Source organism: Neisseria sp. WLZKY-1 (assembly GCF_046546535.1).
Lineage (GTDB): Bacteria > Pseudomonadota > Gammaproteobacteria > Burkholderiales > Neisseriaceae > Neisseria.
On record NZ_JBKGTW010000009.1, the window covers coordinates 26,268 to 43,447 of the forward strand.

The following is a 17,180-nucleotide window of genomic DNA, read 5'->3' on the forward strand; positions in this document are numbered from 1 at the left end:
CGCCCAATCTTGACCTGCGTCAAAACCCGTTTGCCGGAAATCCCTATAATGCGCCGCATCCGACGCACAACGCCGTTTCAACCGCCGGATAAATTTTTCTTTCCTTTCCTCTTGATGTGTGTGTGTTTGGGTGTGGCAGGCAAAACCGCCACACCGTTTTTTTGCCTGACTGTTGTGCGGCGGGAAAACTTGAAGGCCGTCTGAAAAGTATTTTGACTTCGTTGAAGCCGCACTTTCAGACGGCCTTCTGTCTTTTTGAAACGGGTCGGACGGAAACGGTTTTGCAAAGGCAGAGGCCGTCTGAAAAGTGTTTTTCAGACGGCCTTAACGCATTTCAGACGGCCTATCTGCCCAACAGCGCCGAAAGCTGCGGCCAGTAAAACAGGCAGGCGACGGCGCACACCGCCAGCACGATGCCCGCGCCGTTGATATTGGAGATTTTTTCTTTGAAAACCAGCGCGCCCGCCAGCGTGCCGCAGACGATGACTCCGATGTTCATGCCCGCAAACACCAGCGTCGGGCTGTCGGCCAAAGCCTGATGGGCGTGGATGTAGGACAGGATGTTGCCGAAATTCAGGCAGCCCAGCAGCAGGCCGCCGCCTATGCCCGCGCCCGTCCATTTGGTGCGCCGCGCAAACAGCCAGCCGAACATCAGCACGCCCGCCAGCGCGAAGGCCACCAGCAGGTTGCCCGCAAAGGCCGTGCCGCTTTTGGCCAGCTGCTTGAACAGGATGTCGATCACGCCGTAGCCCGCCCAAACGGCCAGCAGCAGCCCCGCGCCCTGCCACGACGCGCCTTTTTTGCCGCTTTCCTGTTTCCACAGCAGGCAGGCAAGCGCGGCAAAAGCCAGCACCAAACCGATGAGCCGCCCTTCGCCCAATTTTTCGCCGAACAGGGTGAAGGAGGCGATTACGGGCAGAAACAGCGACAGCCGCTGCGCCGCGTCGGATTTGACGATGCCCGCCGCATCCACCGCCCGCCCCATGACAACGAACACCGAGGGCAGCAGCACGCCCAGGGCGGCAAACAGCCACCAGGTCGGCAGGTATTGCCGCCAGTCGGCGGTGTCGGGCTGCAAAAACCAAACGGTGAGGCTGACGGCGGTGATGTAGTTGACGCCGACGGCCTGGCCGATGTCGATTTTCTGTTTGCGCGCCATTTTCAGCAGTATGGACACGGCGACGCTGCAACAGATGCTGATGATGAGATAGTGCATGTTTTTTTCCTGAACAAGGCCGTCTGAAAGCGCAGCTTCAACGAAGTTAAAACATACGGATGGGTTTCAGACGGCCTTTTGCCGCACGCTTTTTTATGTTTAACGCAAATCGGGCAGCACGGCCAGCACGGCCGAGAGCACGGCCTCACCCAGGCGCAGGGAGCGTTGGCCGTTCCAGCCGAAATCGTCATCGGGCAGGTTGTTGTTGTCTTTGAACGGCATTTCCAGCGTGTACGACAGGCATTGGAAACGGTTGCCCACCCAGTTGTTCGCCCAACTCAAATCAGCCTGCCCGGGCGCGGCTTTCGGATAGCCCTCTTCGTCTTGGAAATCGGGGCTGGCGGCAGCGAAGGCGGCTTTGAAGCGGTTTTCCAAAGCGGCGATGCGCGCGTTATACGTCGGCACGCCTTCCGTTCCGGCAACGAAGATATAGGGCAGGCTTTCGTCGCCGTGGATGTCGAGAAAGAGGTCGACGCCGGTTTCCAGCATTTTTTCGCGCACGTAAAACACTTCGGGGCTGCGTTCGGCGGTGGGGTTTTCCCATTCGCGGTTGAGGTTGGCGCCGGCGGCGTTGGTGCGCAGGTTGCCCAGCGCCGCGCCGTCGGGGTTCATATTGGGCACGATGTAAAACGTCGCCTGATCGAGCAGGGCGCGGGCGGTGGGGTCCTGCGGGTCGAGCAGGCGGCCGAGCAGCCCCTCGACAAACCATTCGGCCATGGTTTCGCCGGGGTGCTGGCGGGCGGTGATCCAGATTTTCAAATCGCTTTCGACCTGGTTGCCGATGGTGAGCAGGTTGATGTCGCGCCCTTCGACGGTGCTGCCCAGATCGTCAATCTGGCACAGGCCGCTGCCCTGCGCATCGCCCAGCAGGTTGAGGTGCTGCTCGCCCGAATAAGGCTCGAAATAGGCGTAGTAGACGCTGTTGGACAGGGGGGTGTGGTTGATGGTGAGCACGCCGTTTTCGTAGCTTGTGGGCACGCAGAACCAGTTTTGCCGGTCGTAAGAGGCGCGCGCCTGATAGTCCTGCCAGCCTTCGGGATAGGCGGCGGAGGCGGCGTTTTCAAAGTGCATGACGCAGTTTTGGTAGGCTGCGCCCTGCAATCGGAAATAAAACCATTGGGCGAAGGCGGCGGCGTTGTCGGGACGCAGGGCGAGACGGATGTTTTGCGGGTCGGACAGGTCGTTGACGATGACCGAACCGGCGTGGAAGCGGGTGGAGATTTTCAGCATGGCGTATCCCGTGGCGGGCGGTTGGCAAAAGGCGGCATTATAGGTTTTCCCGCGCCGTGCCGCCATATTCGGCCTTTCAGACGGCCTGTATAATCGCGGCCGTCTGAAAAAACAGGAAACCGCCATGAAACTGACCCTGATGTTCCGCGAATACTGCAGCCTGTGCCACGCCATGCGCGACGCGCTCAAACCTTTGCAGGAAGAATATGGCTTTGAGTTGGAAATCTTCGATGTCGACGACGATCCGCTATTGGAAGAGAAATACAACGAACTCGTGCCCGTGCTGCTCGACGGCGAAACGGAAATCTGCCACTGGCATTTGGACGAAGCCAAACTGCGCGCGCATCTGGCGGCGAAGGCCGTCTGAATCCGCCCGGCAAAACGTCTCCCGCCGAAAAGGCCGTCTGAAACCCCGTTTTCAGACGGCCTTTTGCCGTTTTGCCTCTGCTGAATCCGTGCTTTCGGAAACATCATTCCCGCGCAGGCAGGAGCGGCCTCAGCGCAGCCAAGAGATGGGGTTCATGGGGCTTTGGCGGTAGCGGATTTCGAAATACAGGCCTTCTTCGCCCGAGGCGGTGCTGCCGCTGGTGCCGATGCCGCTGCCGCTTTTGACGCTGCTGCCTGCGGATGCAGCAAGGGAGGAGAGGCCGGTGTAGATGCTGGTGTAGCCGTCGCCGTGGTCGATGACGACGGTGTTGCCGTAGCTGCCGAGATTGCCGGCGAAGGCGACTGTGCCGTCGGCGACGCTGCGCACGGGGGCGGGGGCGGTGGCGAAGAAGAGGCCGCGCCAGACGCCGCCTTCGGGGCGGGGGCGTCCGAAGTGTCCGGCGATGCTGCCGCCGACGGGGCGGAGCAGGCTGCCTTGCAGGCGGGAGAAGCCGCTACTGCCGACATATTCGCCTTGCAGGGCGCGGTCTTCAGCGGTGAGGGTGGAAACGGGAGCGGCGGGTTTGTTTTTTTCTTCGGATGCGGCGGGCGGGGCGGGTTTGTTGTCGGGTTTGCCGTCGGCGGGTGCGGGTTTGGCCTGCTTGCGCACTTTGGCGGCCTGTTTTTCCGCTGCCAGGCGCTCGCGGGCGGCTTTGGCGCGGGCGGCGGCTTCCTGGTTGCGTTTGGCGGCGTTGCGGCGGGCGATTTCGGCGATGAGGTGGTTGAGGCGGGCTTCGTCGGTTTTGAGGCGGGCGAGGTTTTGGCTTTGTTTGTCGATTTCGGCGGCGAGGCGGCTGTTTTCGCGTTCGGCGGCGGAACGGGTTTTGCCGAGTTTGCCGAGGGCGGCCTGTTTTTCGGCTTTGAGTTTGTCGAGTTTGGCCAGTTCGGCGTCGATTTCGGCTTCGCGCTGTTGCAGCTCCTGCTGCTGGCGGGCGAGGTCGGCTACGACTTTTTGGTTGGCGAGGCCGATTTGGCGGGCGTATTCGAGGTAGCGGGCTTTGCGGCCGGGTTCGGCGTTTTTGAGGAAGAGGATGACGGCGTTGCTGCGGCGGTTTTTGTATTGGCCGCCGAGCAGGCGGGCGAGCTGGGCTTTGCCGGAGGCGATTTCGCTTTTGAGGCCGTCGAGTTCGTTTTGCAGGGTTTGCAGTTTCTGCCAGGTATCGCGCTGGCGGCGGGTGAGGGCGGCGAGTTCCTGCTGCGCTTTGGCCAGGGCGGCGCGGGTTTTGTCGAGGGTCTGCTGCGTCTGCTGCCGTGCCTGCTGTTTTTTTTGCAGGTCGTTCTGCGTGTCGCTGATGGCTTGGCGGATGCTGTCGAGACCGCCGTCTTCGGGAGCGGCGCTGAGGGCGGCGGAGAAGAGGAGGGTACAGAGGAGCAGGGGGCGCAGGTTCATGAAGCGGGTTGTCCGGCGGTTGGAAAGCGGCGGATTATAGCGGAATTTTCCTGCGGGGCGGGGCGGGACGTCGACCTTGACGCCGATGTGTTTTCAGACGGCCTCATGCATTTGTCGGCTTTGCCGCCGCCGTGTTTCTACTGTGGGAGCTTCGTCTTTCAGACGGCCTCTTTGGTGTCGGACAGGGCAGCGAGCAGGGGGGCGGCGAGGTTTTCCGCGAGCAGCCAGAAGAGTTCGCTGTCGACGGGAGGAGTATCGTCGCGGCCGAAGACTTGGGCGACTTCGGCGTAGTCGCACTGGCCGGTGCTTTTTTTGCCGCCGAAGTAGGCGGTGGCGGCGGCTTTGTAGGCGGACAGGCGCAGTTCTTCTTCTGTTTTTTTGCCGTCGGGGAGCAGGGCTTCGGCGGCGGCGAGGGTGGTTTTGGCGAAGAAGGGCAGGGGGCGGCTTTGGCCGGTGCGCCACCAGGCGAGCCAGGCGGCAAGCAGGGTGCGCGCCTGTTGCTGCGGGATGGGGGGGAGGGTGGTGATTTGGTCGGGCTGCACCCAGTGGCTGCGCAGGTCGGCGGCGCTGTCGGGGCGCACGGCGTTGTAGATGAGGTGTTCGAGCAGGAGGACGGTTTTTTCGGGGGCGTTGGGGGCGTGGTCGAGGAAGCGGATGCGACCGTCGCGGTGCAGGCTGTCGAGGCTGCCGTAGAGGGTGAGGCCGTCTGAAATGAAGGTATAGGGGGCGGCGGGTAGGGGCGGGCTGGCGATGAGGTCGGAGTCGAGGGATTTGGCGGCGGTTTCGCAGCGTTCGCGCCAGAGTGTGCCGATTTCGCCTGCGGGTAGCAGGGAGCGGGCTTCGAGGACTTGGGCGGTGTCGGCGAAGTCGCAGCGGTTGAGGCGGGCGTCGAGGTAGGCGGCGGCGATGTCGCGCGGGCGCGGCGGCTCGAAGGGTTCGGCGGTTTCCCATGCGCCGCCGAGATAGGGCGCCTGCCAGTCGAGTGTGTGCGAGAGCCAGTGTTTGACGGGGTTGCGCCAGAAGTCGAGAAAGGCCGCGTGGCCGACTTCGGAGGGGATGTCTGCGCCGCCGTCTGCGTTTTCCGATTCAGTGCCGCAGAAGGGGGCGGGTTTGGCAGGAGGGGCGGACAGGGCGGCGGCGTAGTCGGCGCGGGTAGAGCTGAGTCTGCCGCCGTCGAAGTAGCGGGTGGAGAAGGCTTGCAGGGGGTGGTTTTCGACGAGGGCGGCGTTTAGTTCTTCCACGCTTTGTCCGGTCATGTCGGCGAGGCAGTCGGCCAGTTCGCCGACGAGGGCGGAGGGGGCGAGGGCTTCGTTGGTGCGGATGTCGCGGCCGACGTAGGAGAGATAGAGGTGTTCGCGCGCGCTGATGAGGGCTTCGAGAAAGAGATAGCGGTCGTCGTCGCGGCGGGCGCGGTCGCCTTTGCGCGGGTGGCGGGCGATGAGGTCGAAGGCGGCGGCGCGGGTGTCGCGCGGGAATTTGCCGTCGTTGAGGCCGATGAGGCACAGGACTTTGAAGGGCAGGGAGCGCATGGGCACCATGCCGCAGAAGGTGATGCCGCCGCGCAGGAAGCCGGCGTCGCTGCGGCTGCCGAGAAAATTCGACAGGTGCAGGCTTGCAACGCTGCCGGAGAGTTCGCCGATAAAGCCGGCGAGGGCGGCTTCCTGCTGCCAGCGGGCGAGTGCCTGCGCGAGCTGCTGGGCGGCGGCACGGTCGGCTTCGGCCGGTTCGCATATGTCTTCGGCAAGGCTGCGGATGCGCTCCGCCCATCCTGCGATGTCTGCGGGTTGCTGCCAGATGGCGTGCCAGTGTTTCAGACGGCCTATGAAGGCGGCGAAGCGGGCGTAAACGGCGGTGTGGCCGGGGTCGGCGTGCCACGGGCTGACGCCCTGCCACAGGCTGCCGTTGTCGGGCAGCATCCAGCCGAGGGCGATTCTGTCCAGCCCCTGCTGCCAGGTGAACAGGGCGCTGCCGCCGCCGCGCATGGTTTCGTCGGCGCCCCAGCGGATGTTGAGGCGTTCGGCGGTGTCGCGCAGCAGCGGCAGGTCTTCGAGGGTGAGGCCGAAGCGGGCGAGGACGGTTTCGTTTTCCAAGAGGGCGAAGATTTTGTCGGCTTCGAAGCGGCTGTCGAAGATGTCGACCAGCTGTTCGAGCGCCGCCAGCAGCGGGCGGCGGCGGCCGAGTTTGACGTCGGACACGGAATAGGGCAGCGGCTGCGGGCTTTCGCGGCCGAACACGGCTTCGAGGTAGGGGGCGTAGGGTTCGATGTCGGGAGTGAGGACGGCGATGTCGTGCGGCTGCCAGTCGGGATGTTCGGCCAGCAGGGCGAGCAGGTGTTCTTTGAGAATTTGCAGTTCGCGCAGGGGGCTGTGGGCGGCAACGATGCGGATGCTGTCGTCGGCGCGGGCGCTTCCGTCGGGCAGGGCGAGGGTTTGCAGGCCGTATTGCAGGCGGTGCAGGAGGCCGTCTGAAAGGGCTTCGTCGCGGTAGACGGAGAGGTCGGCGGCCAATTCGCTGTCGGCCAGGGCGTTGAAGAAGTCGCGCCCCTGTTTGCCCAACGAGGCGAGCAGGGGGTGGCCTGCGGCGGCGGGATCATATTCGGGGTTTTCCAGCATCTGCGCCGGTTCGATGATGTTGCCCCAGTATTCGGCCGAGGGGTTGAGGGCGAAGATGTGCACTTCGCAGTGTTGCGCGAGTTCCTGCAAGAGTTGCAGGTACATCGGCGCGAGGGTGGCGATGCCGAACACGCACAGGCGCTCGGGCAGCACGCCTGCGGGCGGCGCGGCAAGGGCGGCGCTCAGGCGGCGGCGCATTTCGACGCGGTGCGGCGCGCTTTGGCGGCCGTCGTCGAGAAAGCGCCACAATTCGGCCTGCCAGGCTTCGTCGCCGCCCAGCCCGATCGGTTTGCCGCGCTGCCAGGCGTCTATCCAGTCGGGACGGTAAACGAGGTATTGGTCGAAAATGTCGGCGATCTGTCCGGCAAGCCGGTAGGCCGCCGTTTCGCCGCCCGCAAGATAGCCCGACAGCACCTGTTTGGCCGACGCCAGCTCCGGGGCATTGAGGCCGTCTGAAACAAACAGACCCAAGAGCCGCCAGCGCATCACTTCGGTGTCGAAGGGGCTCAGTTCGGGAATGCCGGGCAGCAGGTCGCGCATCAGCCGCCAGGCGAAACCGGCAGGCAGAGAGAAGCGGATGTTGGCCGCGATGCCGTCCTGCTGCGCCAGATAGCGGGCGACAAAGCGGCGCATGCCCTGGCTCTGCACCATCACTTCCTCCGCCGCCAACGCCTGCGGCAGCGGGCGGCTCTGCTGCACTTTGTGCATCATGGCGGCCAAATCTTCGAGGCGGTTGGACTGGTAGAGGTTAAGCATGGCAATCTTTCGCAGACGGGAAAGCCGCGTATTATATATAGAGAGCGGCGGCCGATGGCAGCGGGAGGCCGTCTGAAAAAACGAAAACGCGGTTTTGCGCCGCGAATGATCATTTATCAAACCTTATGGCGCTTTGCTATAATCCGCCGCCGTAAATGAAATACGCCCGAAGAATTCGAGCAGACCTACGTTATCGGCAAGAAAGAATGGTTCTGAGCGCGCGAGCCGCAGCAAACCCCATCCGCAACAGCCCGTCCGACGGGCTGTTTTTCCGTTTCGGGAGGAACAAACATGATTAAGGACACACGGCAGGGCATCAGAATCTGGGATCTGCCCACCCGCCTGTTCCATTGGACGCTGGCCGCCGCGCTGGCCTTTATGTTTTTCAGCGCCAAAAGCGGCGGCCTGTGGCTGGCGTGGCATCTGCGCTGCGGCTTGCTGGTGGCGGCGCTGATTATCTTCCGCCTGTGCTGGGGGCTGTGGGGCAGCGACACCGCGCGTTTTGCCCGCTTTGTGCGCCCGCGCGCTGTGCCCGCCTATCTGCGCGGGCAGTGGGACGAAAACCGCCATCCCGGCCACAACCCACTCGGCGGCCTGATGGTGGTGCTGATGTTGGCTGCCGTGCTGTTTCAGACGGCCACCGGCCTCTTCGCCGCCGACGGCAACACCTTTATCAACAACGGCTATCTCAACGGCTGGATCGGCGCGGACGCAGGCGAAACCGTGCGCGCCGTCCATATCCGCTTCTCCCGCCTGCTCGCCGCGCTGGCGGTGTTGCACATTGCGGCGGTGCTGTTTTACCGCGTGGCGAAAAAACGCAATCTCGTCACGCCGATGATTACCGGCCGCCAAACGCAGGCGTCTGCCGACGCGGTGCGGCCGCGTTTTGCCGGACGCTCGGCCTTTTGCGCCGCCGCCCTGATGGCGGCGGCAAACGTGGCGCTGGTGTGGCTGCTGCGCCGTTAGCCGTGCGTTAAACGACACGGCAAAAGGCCGTCTGAAAGCAGGATTTGCTTTTTCAGACGGCCTTTTTGTTACGGCAGGCAAACGGACAACAACCTTAGGGTCTGTTGACAATCAGCCTTGCGGCGGTATTTTTGGTAAAAATCCGCGCCTGCCGCGTCAAAAATGCTCGCAAGATGTCCAATCTTGCTGCGCTTTTTTCCTTGCATCCGCGAATTTTTCCGCAAAAAACCGCTTCGCAAGCTGAATATCAACAGCCCCTACAAAGCCCCCGCTTCGATATACGGCACGCGGCCATCGAGCTTGGGCGGTTCGCCGAGGGAAACGGCAAACAGGCGGCCGCCTGCGGCGATGTGCGGATAGGCCGCCAGCTCGGGCAGCAGGGGATCGTTTTCGTGCAGGCCGCCGACCATATAGTGCCAGCCGCGCCGCCTGCCAGCGCGGTAGAGCGCACGCAGCAGCAGACGGAAAACGGCGGGGTCGTCGTTTTCCACGGCAAGGGCGGCGATGTAGCCGTGGCGCATCTGTCCGCCTTCAGGCGGCAGCGGCGGCAGGCGCAGCAGGCGGGCGGCGGCGTTGTACAGCGGTTTGCCGATGCGCCATGCGCCGTTGTAGCGCTCGACGTGGATTTGGCGGAAGGCGTGCTGATCCCAGCCCGCCAGCGCGCCGACGAGACGGTTTTGTTTGAAGGCCAGCAGGAAATCGCCGATGCCCAGCCCTTTCAGACGGCCTTGTGCCAAATCTTCGGCACGGTAGTGCGGGGCAAACTGCCGCCGCGCGTGTTCGCGGTTGAGAAAGGCAAACAGCGCCTCAGCATCCTGCGGCCTGCCCGCGCGGATTTCGATGCCGGGCATATCGAGGGCGCGGCGCGGCAGGGTCAGGCCGATCACGGGGGTATGCACCATGCCCAGCGGCGTGTAGCGCGGCATGCCCGCGCGGTTGGCGGCGATGGTGGAGAGCGCGGCGGCGTTGTCGTGCAGAATCATGGTGATTTCGGCGGCCAGCGGTTCGGCCGCCATTTTTTCCGCCAGCACGCGGTAGCCGCGGTAGAGGTGCAGGCCGTTGCGGTGGCATTTGTCGATGCGCAAATCGGCCAGATAGCCGGTGTCGCACAGTGTGCCGTTGAGGTAGGCAGGCCGTCTGAAACGGCTGCCGAGCATGACGATTCGGCCTTCGACATCGCAGCCTTTGTAAATCTGCGCCCTCTCGCCCTGAACGGCTGCGGCGGCGAAATAGGAGGGTTCGCGGCGGAAGCTGACGCTGATGCCGCCTTCCATGACGTTGCGTGCGAGCAGGGCGCGCAGTTCGGCGTCGTCGGCGGGCGTAACGGGGGAGAAAACGATTCTGCTCATAAGGAGGCCGTCTGAAAGGAAAAACGGGCGGTATTATAGGCCGTCTGAAAGCGTTTCAGACGGCCTTCTGCCGCGAAAAAGCCGCCTTCTGTGTTAACATCCGCCGAATTTTTATCCTGTTTCCATCCGTTTGCCGATAGTTCGAGAAAGCCCGCCTCCGTGGACGCCGTCAATACCCTGTTTCTGATTATCTCCCTGCTTTTGTTCATCAGTGTGATCGCTTCGCGCGTGTCCACCCGTTTCGGCATGCCGCTGCTTTTGGTGTTTCTCGGCGTCGGCATGCTGGCGGGCGACGAGGGTTTGGGCGGCATCCGTTTCGACAGCTTCGCCGGCGCGAACATGATAGGCCAGCTGGCCTTGGCGGTGATTCTGCTCGACGGCGGCCTGCGCACCAAGTCCGACAGTTTCCGTCTGGCGCTGAAACCGGCGGCGGTGCTGGCCAGCTGGGGCGTGTTGGCGACGGTGGGGCTTTTGGGCGCGTTTGCTACCTTTTTTCTCGGCGTCGACTGGAAAATGGGGCTGCTGATGGCGGCCATCGTCGGCTCGACCGACGCGGCGGCGGTGTTTTCCCTGATGCGCAGCAGCGGCGTGCGCCTCAATTCGCGTATTCTGGCGACGCTGGAACTGGAAAGCGGCTGCAACGATCCGATGGCGATTCTGCTGGTGAGCGCGCTGATCGGGCTGATTATGAACCCGGCCGAAACGGGGTTTGCCGAAATGACGACGCTGCTGGCCAGACAGCTCGGCTTGGGGCTGCTCTTCGGCTATCTGGCGGGCAAGGCGCTGGCGCGGATTTTGGAGCGCATCAGCCTGGCCGAAGGGCTGTACGCGATACTTATCGCCTCGGGCGGCCTTTTGGTGTTCGCCACCACCAACCTTTTGGGTGGCAGCGGCTTTCTCGCTGTGTATCTGGCGGGCGTGTTCATCGGCAACTCGCGCAACAGCTCCACCGAGCACGTTTTGAACGTGATGGACGGCCTGGCCTGGCTGGCGCAGGCGACGATGTTTCTGGTGCTGGGTCTGCTGGTTAGCCCGGTGCGGCTGTTGGAAAACTGGGCGAATGCGCTGGTGATCGCCGCCTTCCTGATTCTGGTGGCACGGCCGCTTGCCGTGTGGACGTCGCTGAAATTCTTCCGCTACAACCCGCGCGAAGTGGCCTATATCAGCTGGGTGGGGCTGCGTGGCGCCGTGCCGATTACGCTGGCGATTACGCCGCTGATGGTCGGCGTGCCCGATGCGCTGAAACTGTTTGACGTGGCTTTTGCCGTGGTGATTCTGTCGCTGCTGATACAGGGCACGACCATCCCCTTTTTCGCCCGCCTGCTCAAAGTCGTGCTGCCGCCCAAGCCCGAGCCTTTGTCGCAGCGGGAAATCTGGCTGGCCGACAAACTGGCGGTGTCTTTGCAGTCGTTTAAAGTGGAAGCGGGATCGGACGCGGAAAACAGCCACCCTTCGGCCATGACGCGTGACCGCTTTTCAGACGGCCAAATCTTCGCCCTGCTGCGCGGCGACCAAACCGTCGCCGTGCTGCCCAGCACGCAGATGCAGGCGGGCGATGTGGTGTGGTTTATCCTCGACGAAAAACTGGGCGACGATTTCGCCAAGCAGTTTGCCGCCGCCGGCAGCGAGGAGCGCAGCTTCTTCGGCGCCTTCAACCTCAACCCCGACGCGGTGGTGGGCGACTTGGCCGAGGTTTACGGCCTGCCCGTCAGCGAGGGCGAACGCGGCCTGCGCCTGGACGAGCTGTTCCGCGAACGCTTCGGCGACATGCCGGTGGCGGGCGACCGCATCGATTTGAACGGCTTTGAAATCACGGTGAAGGAACTCGACAACAAAGCCCGCATCCGCCTGCTCGGCCTGAAAATGCCGCAGGAAGGCGCAGCAGGGCGTGCCGCGTAAACGCGCAAAACGGTGAGGCCGTCTGAAAGCAAACTTTCAGACGGCCTTTCTGCATTTCAGGCGGCTTTTTGTCCACCTTCACGGTTTGCCACAATACGCCCAAACCGCGTGCGTTGCTGCGCAACACACCCTGCCGCCGTACCTGAGGTCGTCTGAAAACAAAGCCCCCAACGAAGCCGAAACAAAAAAGGCCGCCTGAACCCCAAACAACAGGGTTTTCAGACGGCCTTTTTGTATTTCAGACGGCCTAGGGTCTGTTGACAATCAGCCTTGCGGCGGTGTTTTTGATAAAAATCCGCGCCTGCCGCGTCAAAAATGCTCGCAAGATGTCCAATCTTGCTGTGCTTTTTTCCTTGCATCCGCGAATTTTTCCTCAAAAAACCGCTTCGCAAGCTGAATGTCAACAGCCCCTAGATGCCTTTTTTGCCCGCGCTTTTTTCAGCGAGCATGGCGCTGAGGCCGGCGAGGCGGCTGCGGCCTTCTTCTTTGCTGACGAGGGGGGTGCCGCCTTTGCGGCCGATGATGCGCAAATCTTCCTGCGGCATTTCGGCGATGAAGCGGCTGGGTTCGGGAAACTGCCATGTGCCCTGGCGTTTGCGTTTGGTGCAGTGGGTGAGGGTGAGGGTTTGTTTGGCGCGGGTGATACCGACGTACATCAGGCGGCGTTCTTCTTCGATGTTGCCTTCTTCGACGCTGTCGGCGTGGGGGAACAGACCTTCTTCGCAGCCGACGAGGTAGACGACGGGGTATTCGAGTCCTTTTGAGGCGTGGAGGGTGGACATTTTGACGGCATCGGTTTCTTCGTCTTCGCGGCCTTCGAGCAGGGTCATGAGGGCGAGGGTTTGCGCCAGTTCGAGGAGGTTTTTGCCGTCTTCTTCGCCTTTTTTCGCCAGCCAGCGGCACAAGTCCTGCACGTTGCGCCATTTGATTTCGCCGGCTTTGCCTTCTTCGCTGCCCAATAGGTGGGCTTCGTAGCCGATGTCGGCAAGCAGGTTTTGCATGAGGGCGCCGGCGTCTTCGTTTGCGGCGCGGCGGCGGTAGGTGTCGATAAGGTCGGTGAAGGCGGCGAGGCTTTGGCGGTTGCGCTCGGGCATGGGTTCGAGGGCAGCGGGGCTTTGTGCGGCGTCGCTGAGGCAGGCGGCATGGGATTTGGCGTAGTCGTTCAGACGGCCTAAGGTGGTGTCGCCGATGCCGCGTTTGGGGGTGGTGGCGGCGCGCAGGAAGGCGGGGTCGTCTTCGCGGTTGGCGATGAGGCGGATGTAGGAGAGGATGTCTTTGATTTCGGCTTTGTCGAAGAAGCTTTGGCCACCGGAGAGGCGGTAGGGAATGCGGGCGGCGCGCAGGGCTTCTTCGAAGACGCGTGCCTGGTGGTTGCCGCGATAAAGAATGGCGAAGTCGGTGTATTTCAGACGGCCTTCGGAGACGGTTTTGCGGCGGGCGATTTCGCCGGCAACCCATTCGGCTTCGTGTTGTTCGTTTTGGCAGGCGGCGACGGTGACGATGTCGCCCATGCCGTAGTGCGACCACAGGGTTTTGGGGAAGAGTTTGGGGTTGTTTTGGATGACTTGGTTGGCGACTTTGAGGATGCGGGCGGTGGAGCGGTAGTTTTGTTCGAGTTTGACGATTTTGATTTGCGGGTAGTCGCTTTGCAGGCGGCGCAGGTTTTCCATGTCGGCGCCGCGCCAGGCATAGATGGACTGGTCGTCGTCGCCGACGGCGGTAAACATGCCTTCGGCGCCGCAGAGCAGGCGCATGAGGGCGTATTGGCAGGTGTTGGTGTCCTGGCATTCGTCGATGAGCAGGTAGCGCAGGCGGTTTTGCCAGCGCAGGCGGATGTCGTCGGAGTCGCGCAGCAGCAGGGCTGGCAGGCGGATGAGGTCGTCGAAGTCGACGGCCTGGTAGCTGTGCAGGGTTTGCGCGTATGAGGCGTAAAGCCGGGCAATTTGTTTTTCCCAGTTGTTGTCGGCGGCCTGCACGGCCTGTTCGGGGGTTTGCAGGTCGTTTTTCCACAGGGAGATTTGGTGTTGGGCGGAGAAGATTTGTTCGCGGCCGCTGCTGCCGAGCAGTTCGCCGATGATTTTCGCGCTGTCGGAGGCGTCGAGGATGGAGAAGTTTTTTTTCAAACCGGCGTGCGCGGCTTCTTCGCGCAGGATTTTCATTCCTAGGGAGTGGAAGGTGGAGACGGTGAGGCCGCGCGTTTCGCTGCGGCCGAGCATGGCGGCGACGCGCTCCTGCATTTCGCGCGCGGCTTTGTTGGTGAAGGTGATGGCGGCGATGTGGCGGGGGGAGTAGCCCGCGTTGCGTATCATGTGGGCGATTTTTTCGGTGATGACGCGGGTTTTGCCGCTGCCTGCGCCGGCGAGGACGAAAAGGGGGCCGCCGAGATAGCGCACGGCTTCCTGTTGCTGGGGGTTGAGCTGCATGGTGTGGGGCCGTCTGAAAGGTCGGGAAACGGGATGGGGAAGGGGGCGGATTATAGCGGCTGCGGCGGAGGCCGTCTGAAAACCTTTCAGACGGCCTTTTTGCTGCGGAAGGCCGTCTGAAAGGGGGCAAGGAGGCTATTTTTCCTGTTTTTTCAACAGCAGGCAGGACAGGGCGATGCAGCCTGCGGCAAAGGCGGAGATGGCGGCGTATTGCGGCAGCAGGTCGCGCAGGCCGAGGCCTTTGGCGAAAGTGCCGAGGCTGACGGTGAGATACCACGAGGCGGGGAAGGTTTTGCCGATGGCGTAGCCGCCGCCGGAGAGGGTGGACATGGGGTAGAGGAAGCCCGAGTAGTTCATGGCGGGAATCATGGCGATGATGGAGGCGGCGAAGAGGGCGGCAAGCTGTGATCTGACGAAGCAGGACACCAGCAGCCCCATGGCGGTGGAGGCGGCGGCCATCAGCAGCGTGCCGAGGGCGAGGGCGGCGAAGCTGCCTTTGAGCGGCACGCCGAACCACAGCAGCATCATGAGCATCATGGCGGCGAAGTTGACCATGCCGACGGCGATGTAGGGCAGTTGTTTGCCGATCAGATATTGCGCGGCGGTGGCGGGCGAGGCGTAGAAGTTGGCAATCGAGCCGGTTTCGCGTTCGCGCACGACGCCGACGGCGGCCATCATGGCGGGGATCATCATCAGCACCATCATCATCACGCCGGGGGCGATGGCGTTGATGCTGTCGAAGTCTTGGTTGTACATGAAGCGGGGTTCGACGGCGGCGGGGGCTTCGAGGGAAATGGGCAGGCCGGTGGCGGCGATGCGGTCTTTGCCGTAGGCGGCGAGCAGGCCGAGGATGTAGCCGCGCGTGGTGGTGGCGTTGAAGGGCATGGCGCCGTCGATGTAGAAGCCGACTTCGGGCGCGCGGCCGCGTTCGAGTTCGCGGCCGAAACCGCTTGGGATGTCGATGACGAGGACGGCGCGCGAGCTTTGCAGGACGGTGTCGATTTCGTCGGCGCTGCGTATCGGCGGCTGTTCGGCGAAGTAGGGCGAACCGGCGAAGTATTCGGCCAGTTGGCGGCTTTGCGCGGATTGGTCTTGGTCGTAGACGGCGTATTTGAGGTTTTGCACGTCGAAGGACACGCCCCAGGAGACGGCGGCCATCATGATGAGCGGGCCGAATACGGCGAAGAAGAGGCGGATGCGGTCGCGCAGCAGCTCCTTGGCCTCGCGCACGGCAAAGGTGCGCACCATGGAAAACCAGTATCGGAAAGAGGTGGTGTCGAATTTCGGCGTTTCAGACGGCCTTTCTGCCTGTTCCGAAACCACGTTTTCAGACAGCCTGTCCGCTTCGAGGCCGTCTGAAACCTTTTCCCCGCCGCCATCTTCCGCTTCCGCATCAATCAGATACCGCACAAACGCCTCTTCCAAATCGGGGGCATGGCGGCGCTGCACCAGCTCCTGCGGCGTGCCGACGGCCAGCACGCGGCCTTTGTGCATAAAGGAAATGCGGTCGCAGCGCCCGGCCTCGTTCATAAAGTGGGTGGACACGAAAATGGTGATTTTGTCCTGCCGCGACAGTTTCAGCAGATGCCGCCAGAACATATCGCGGGCGGCGGGATCGACGCCCGAGGTCGGCTCGTCGAGAATCAGGATTTCGGGGTGGTGCAGGCATGCGGCGGCCAGCTGCAGGCGCTGGCGGATGCCCAAGGGCAGCGAGGCGGGCGCGGTATCGGCCACCCCGGCCAGGTCGAACTGTTCGAGCGCTTCGGCCACCGCCGCCGCGCCCCTGTCGCCCATATCGTAAAGCTCGGCGTGCAGTTGCAGGTTTTGCCGCACGCTCAATTCTTCATACAACGAAAACGCCTGCGACATATAACCGACGCGCATTTTGGTTTCGATGCCGCCCGCACTGGCCGGCCGCCCCAAAATCTCTGCCGTGCCCTCGGTGGCTTCCAACAGGCCGGTAAGCATTTTCATGGTGGTGGACTTGCCGCAGCCGTTGCTGCCCAAAAAGCCGAAAATCTCGCCCTTTTGGATGGTGAAACTCACATGGTCGACGGCGGTGAAACTGCCGAAACGCTTGGTCAGCCCGTGCGCCTCCATCGCGGGCGGCGCGTCGGGCACGGGTACAAAGGGCGTGAGTTCCAAGCCGCCCGAGCCCTGCTGTTTTTCCGGCGGCAGCATTTTGATATAGGCTTCTTCGAGATTGTCCGCGCCGTATTCGCGCAACACCTCGGCGGTGGGCTTGTTTTCCAGCAGCCGCCCCGCATCCATCGCCAACAGCCGTTCAAACTGCTGCGCCTCTTCGATATAGGCGGTGGCGACAATCACCGTCATGCCCGCGTGTTCCTGCCGCAAGTCGTCCACCAAAGCCCAAAACTGGCGGCGCGAGAGCGGGTCAACACCTGTGGTCGGCTCGTCCAGAATCAGCAAATCGGGGCTGTGCACCAGCGCGCAGCACAGGCTGGCCTTCTGCTTCATCCCGCCCGAGAGCTTGCCCGCCGCACGATCCACAAACGGCAGCAGCCCCGTGGCCTCGGTGAGCCGACGGATGCGCTCCTGCCGCTGTTTGGCGTTCAGGCCGAACATCCGCGCATGGAAATCGATGTTTTCGGCCACGGTGAGCGTGGGATAAAGATTGCGCCCCAAACCCTGCGGCATAAAGGCCACGCGGTGCGACATTTCCCGCCGCACGTTTTTGTCGGCCATATCGCCGCCGAGCACTTCCACCCGCCCGCCCTGAATCACGCGCACGCCCGCCACCAGCGAGAGCAGCGTCGATTTGCCCACGCCGTCCGGCCCGATCAGGCCGACCGTGATGCCGCGCGGAATGTCGAGCGACACATCGTCGAGGGCTTGGGTTTTGCCGAAACGGTGGGAGAGACGGGAAATGGAAACGGCATTCATGGGAAAACT

The 17,180-nt window shown here is 62.8% G+C and carries 10 protein-coding genes; 3 read left to right on the plus strand and 7 right to left on the minus strand.

All coding sequences use genetic code 11. The features are described 5' to 3' along the window. Positions 1–343: 343 nt before the first annotated feature. Positions 344–1,216: an EamA/RhaT family transporter gene (locus ACLD9W_RS04295; RefSeq protein ID WP_410840859.1), complete on the minus strand. Its 873-nt coding sequence runs from the start codon at positions 1,214–1,216 to the stop codon at positions 344–346. A gap of 99 nt (positions 1,217–1,315) precedes the next feature. Next, complete coding sequence (locus tag ACLD9W_RS04300) at positions 1,316–2,446, minus strand: M14-type cytosolic carboxypeptidase (protein ID WP_410840860.1); 1,131 nt, start codon at positions 2,444–2,446, stop codon at positions 1,316–1,318. Positions 2,447–2,549: 103 nt separating this feature from the next. On the opposite strand from ACLD9W_RS04300, the gene ACLD9W_RS04305 reads away from it, so the two are divergent. Continuing rightward, positions 2,550–2,813, plus strand: coding sequence for a glutaredoxin family protein (locus ACLD9W_RS04305; RefSeq protein WP_410840884.1), 264 nt, complete (start codon positions 2,550–2,552; stop codon positions 2,811–2,813). Positions 2,814–2,942: 129 nt separating this feature from the next. Here ACLD9W_RS04305 and ACLD9W_RS04310 read toward each other — a convergent pair whose 3' ends face one another. Both ACLD9W_RS04310 and recC read right to left on the minus strand, forming a co-directional pair. Further along, positions 2,943–4,262, minus strand: coding sequence for a murein hydrolase activator EnvC family protein (locus ACLD9W_RS04310; protein ID WP_410840861.1), 1,320 nt, complete (start codon positions 4,260–4,262; stop codon positions 2,943–2,945). A 158-nt stretch (positions 4,263–4,420) separates the two neighbouring features. After that, positions 4,421–7,630, minus strand: a complete 3,210-nt coding sequence (gene recC, locus ACLD9W_RS04315) for an exodeoxyribonuclease V subunit gamma (RefSeq protein WP_410840862.1) — start codon at positions 7,628–7,630, stop codon at positions 4,421–4,423. 291 nt (positions 7,631–7,921) lie between these two features. On the opposite strand from recC, the gene ACLD9W_RS04320 reads away from it, so the two are divergent. Next, positions 7,922–8,596, plus strand: a complete 675-nt coding sequence (locus tag ACLD9W_RS04320) for a cytochrome b/b6 domain-containing protein (RefSeq protein WP_410840863.1) — start codon at positions 7,922–7,924, stop codon at positions 8,594–8,596. A gap of 257 nt (positions 8,597–8,853) precedes the next feature. Here the strand turns inward: ACLD9W_RS04320 and ACLD9W_RS04325 are convergent, their stop codons facing one another. Then, a complete protein-coding gene (locus ACLD9W_RS04325; protein WP_410840864.1) occupies positions 8,854–9,945 on the minus strand; it encodes a hypothetical protein in 1,092 nt (363 codons plus the stop codon). Positions 9,946–10,104: 159 nt separating this feature from the next. On the opposite strand from ACLD9W_RS04325, the gene ACLD9W_RS04330 reads away from it, so the two are divergent. Further along, entirely contained in the window at positions 10,105–11,844 is a 1,740-nt protein-coding gene (locus tag ACLD9W_RS04330; protein ID WP_410840885.1) for a potassium/proton antiporter, read from the plus strand. Between the two features lie 410 nt (positions 11,845–12,254). On the opposite strand, the gene rep is transcribed toward ACLD9W_RS04330, so the two are convergent. Together rep and rbbA are read right to left on the minus strand one after the other, a co-directional pair. Beyond that, positions 12,255–14,267 (minus strand): DNA helicase Rep, encoded by a 2,013-nt coding sequence (rep, locus tag ACLD9W_RS04335; protein ID WP_410840865.1) that lies wholly within the window; start codon positions 14,265–14,267, stop codon positions 12,255–12,257. Positions 14,268–14,402: 135 nt separating this feature from the next. Then, positions 14,403–17,171, minus strand: coding sequence for a ribosome-associated ATPase/putative transporter RbbA (gene rbbA, locus ACLD9W_RS04340; RefSeq protein ID WP_410840866.1), 2,769 nt, complete (start codon positions 17,169–17,171; stop codon positions 14,403–14,405). Positions 17,172–17,180: the final 9 nt, after the last annotated feature.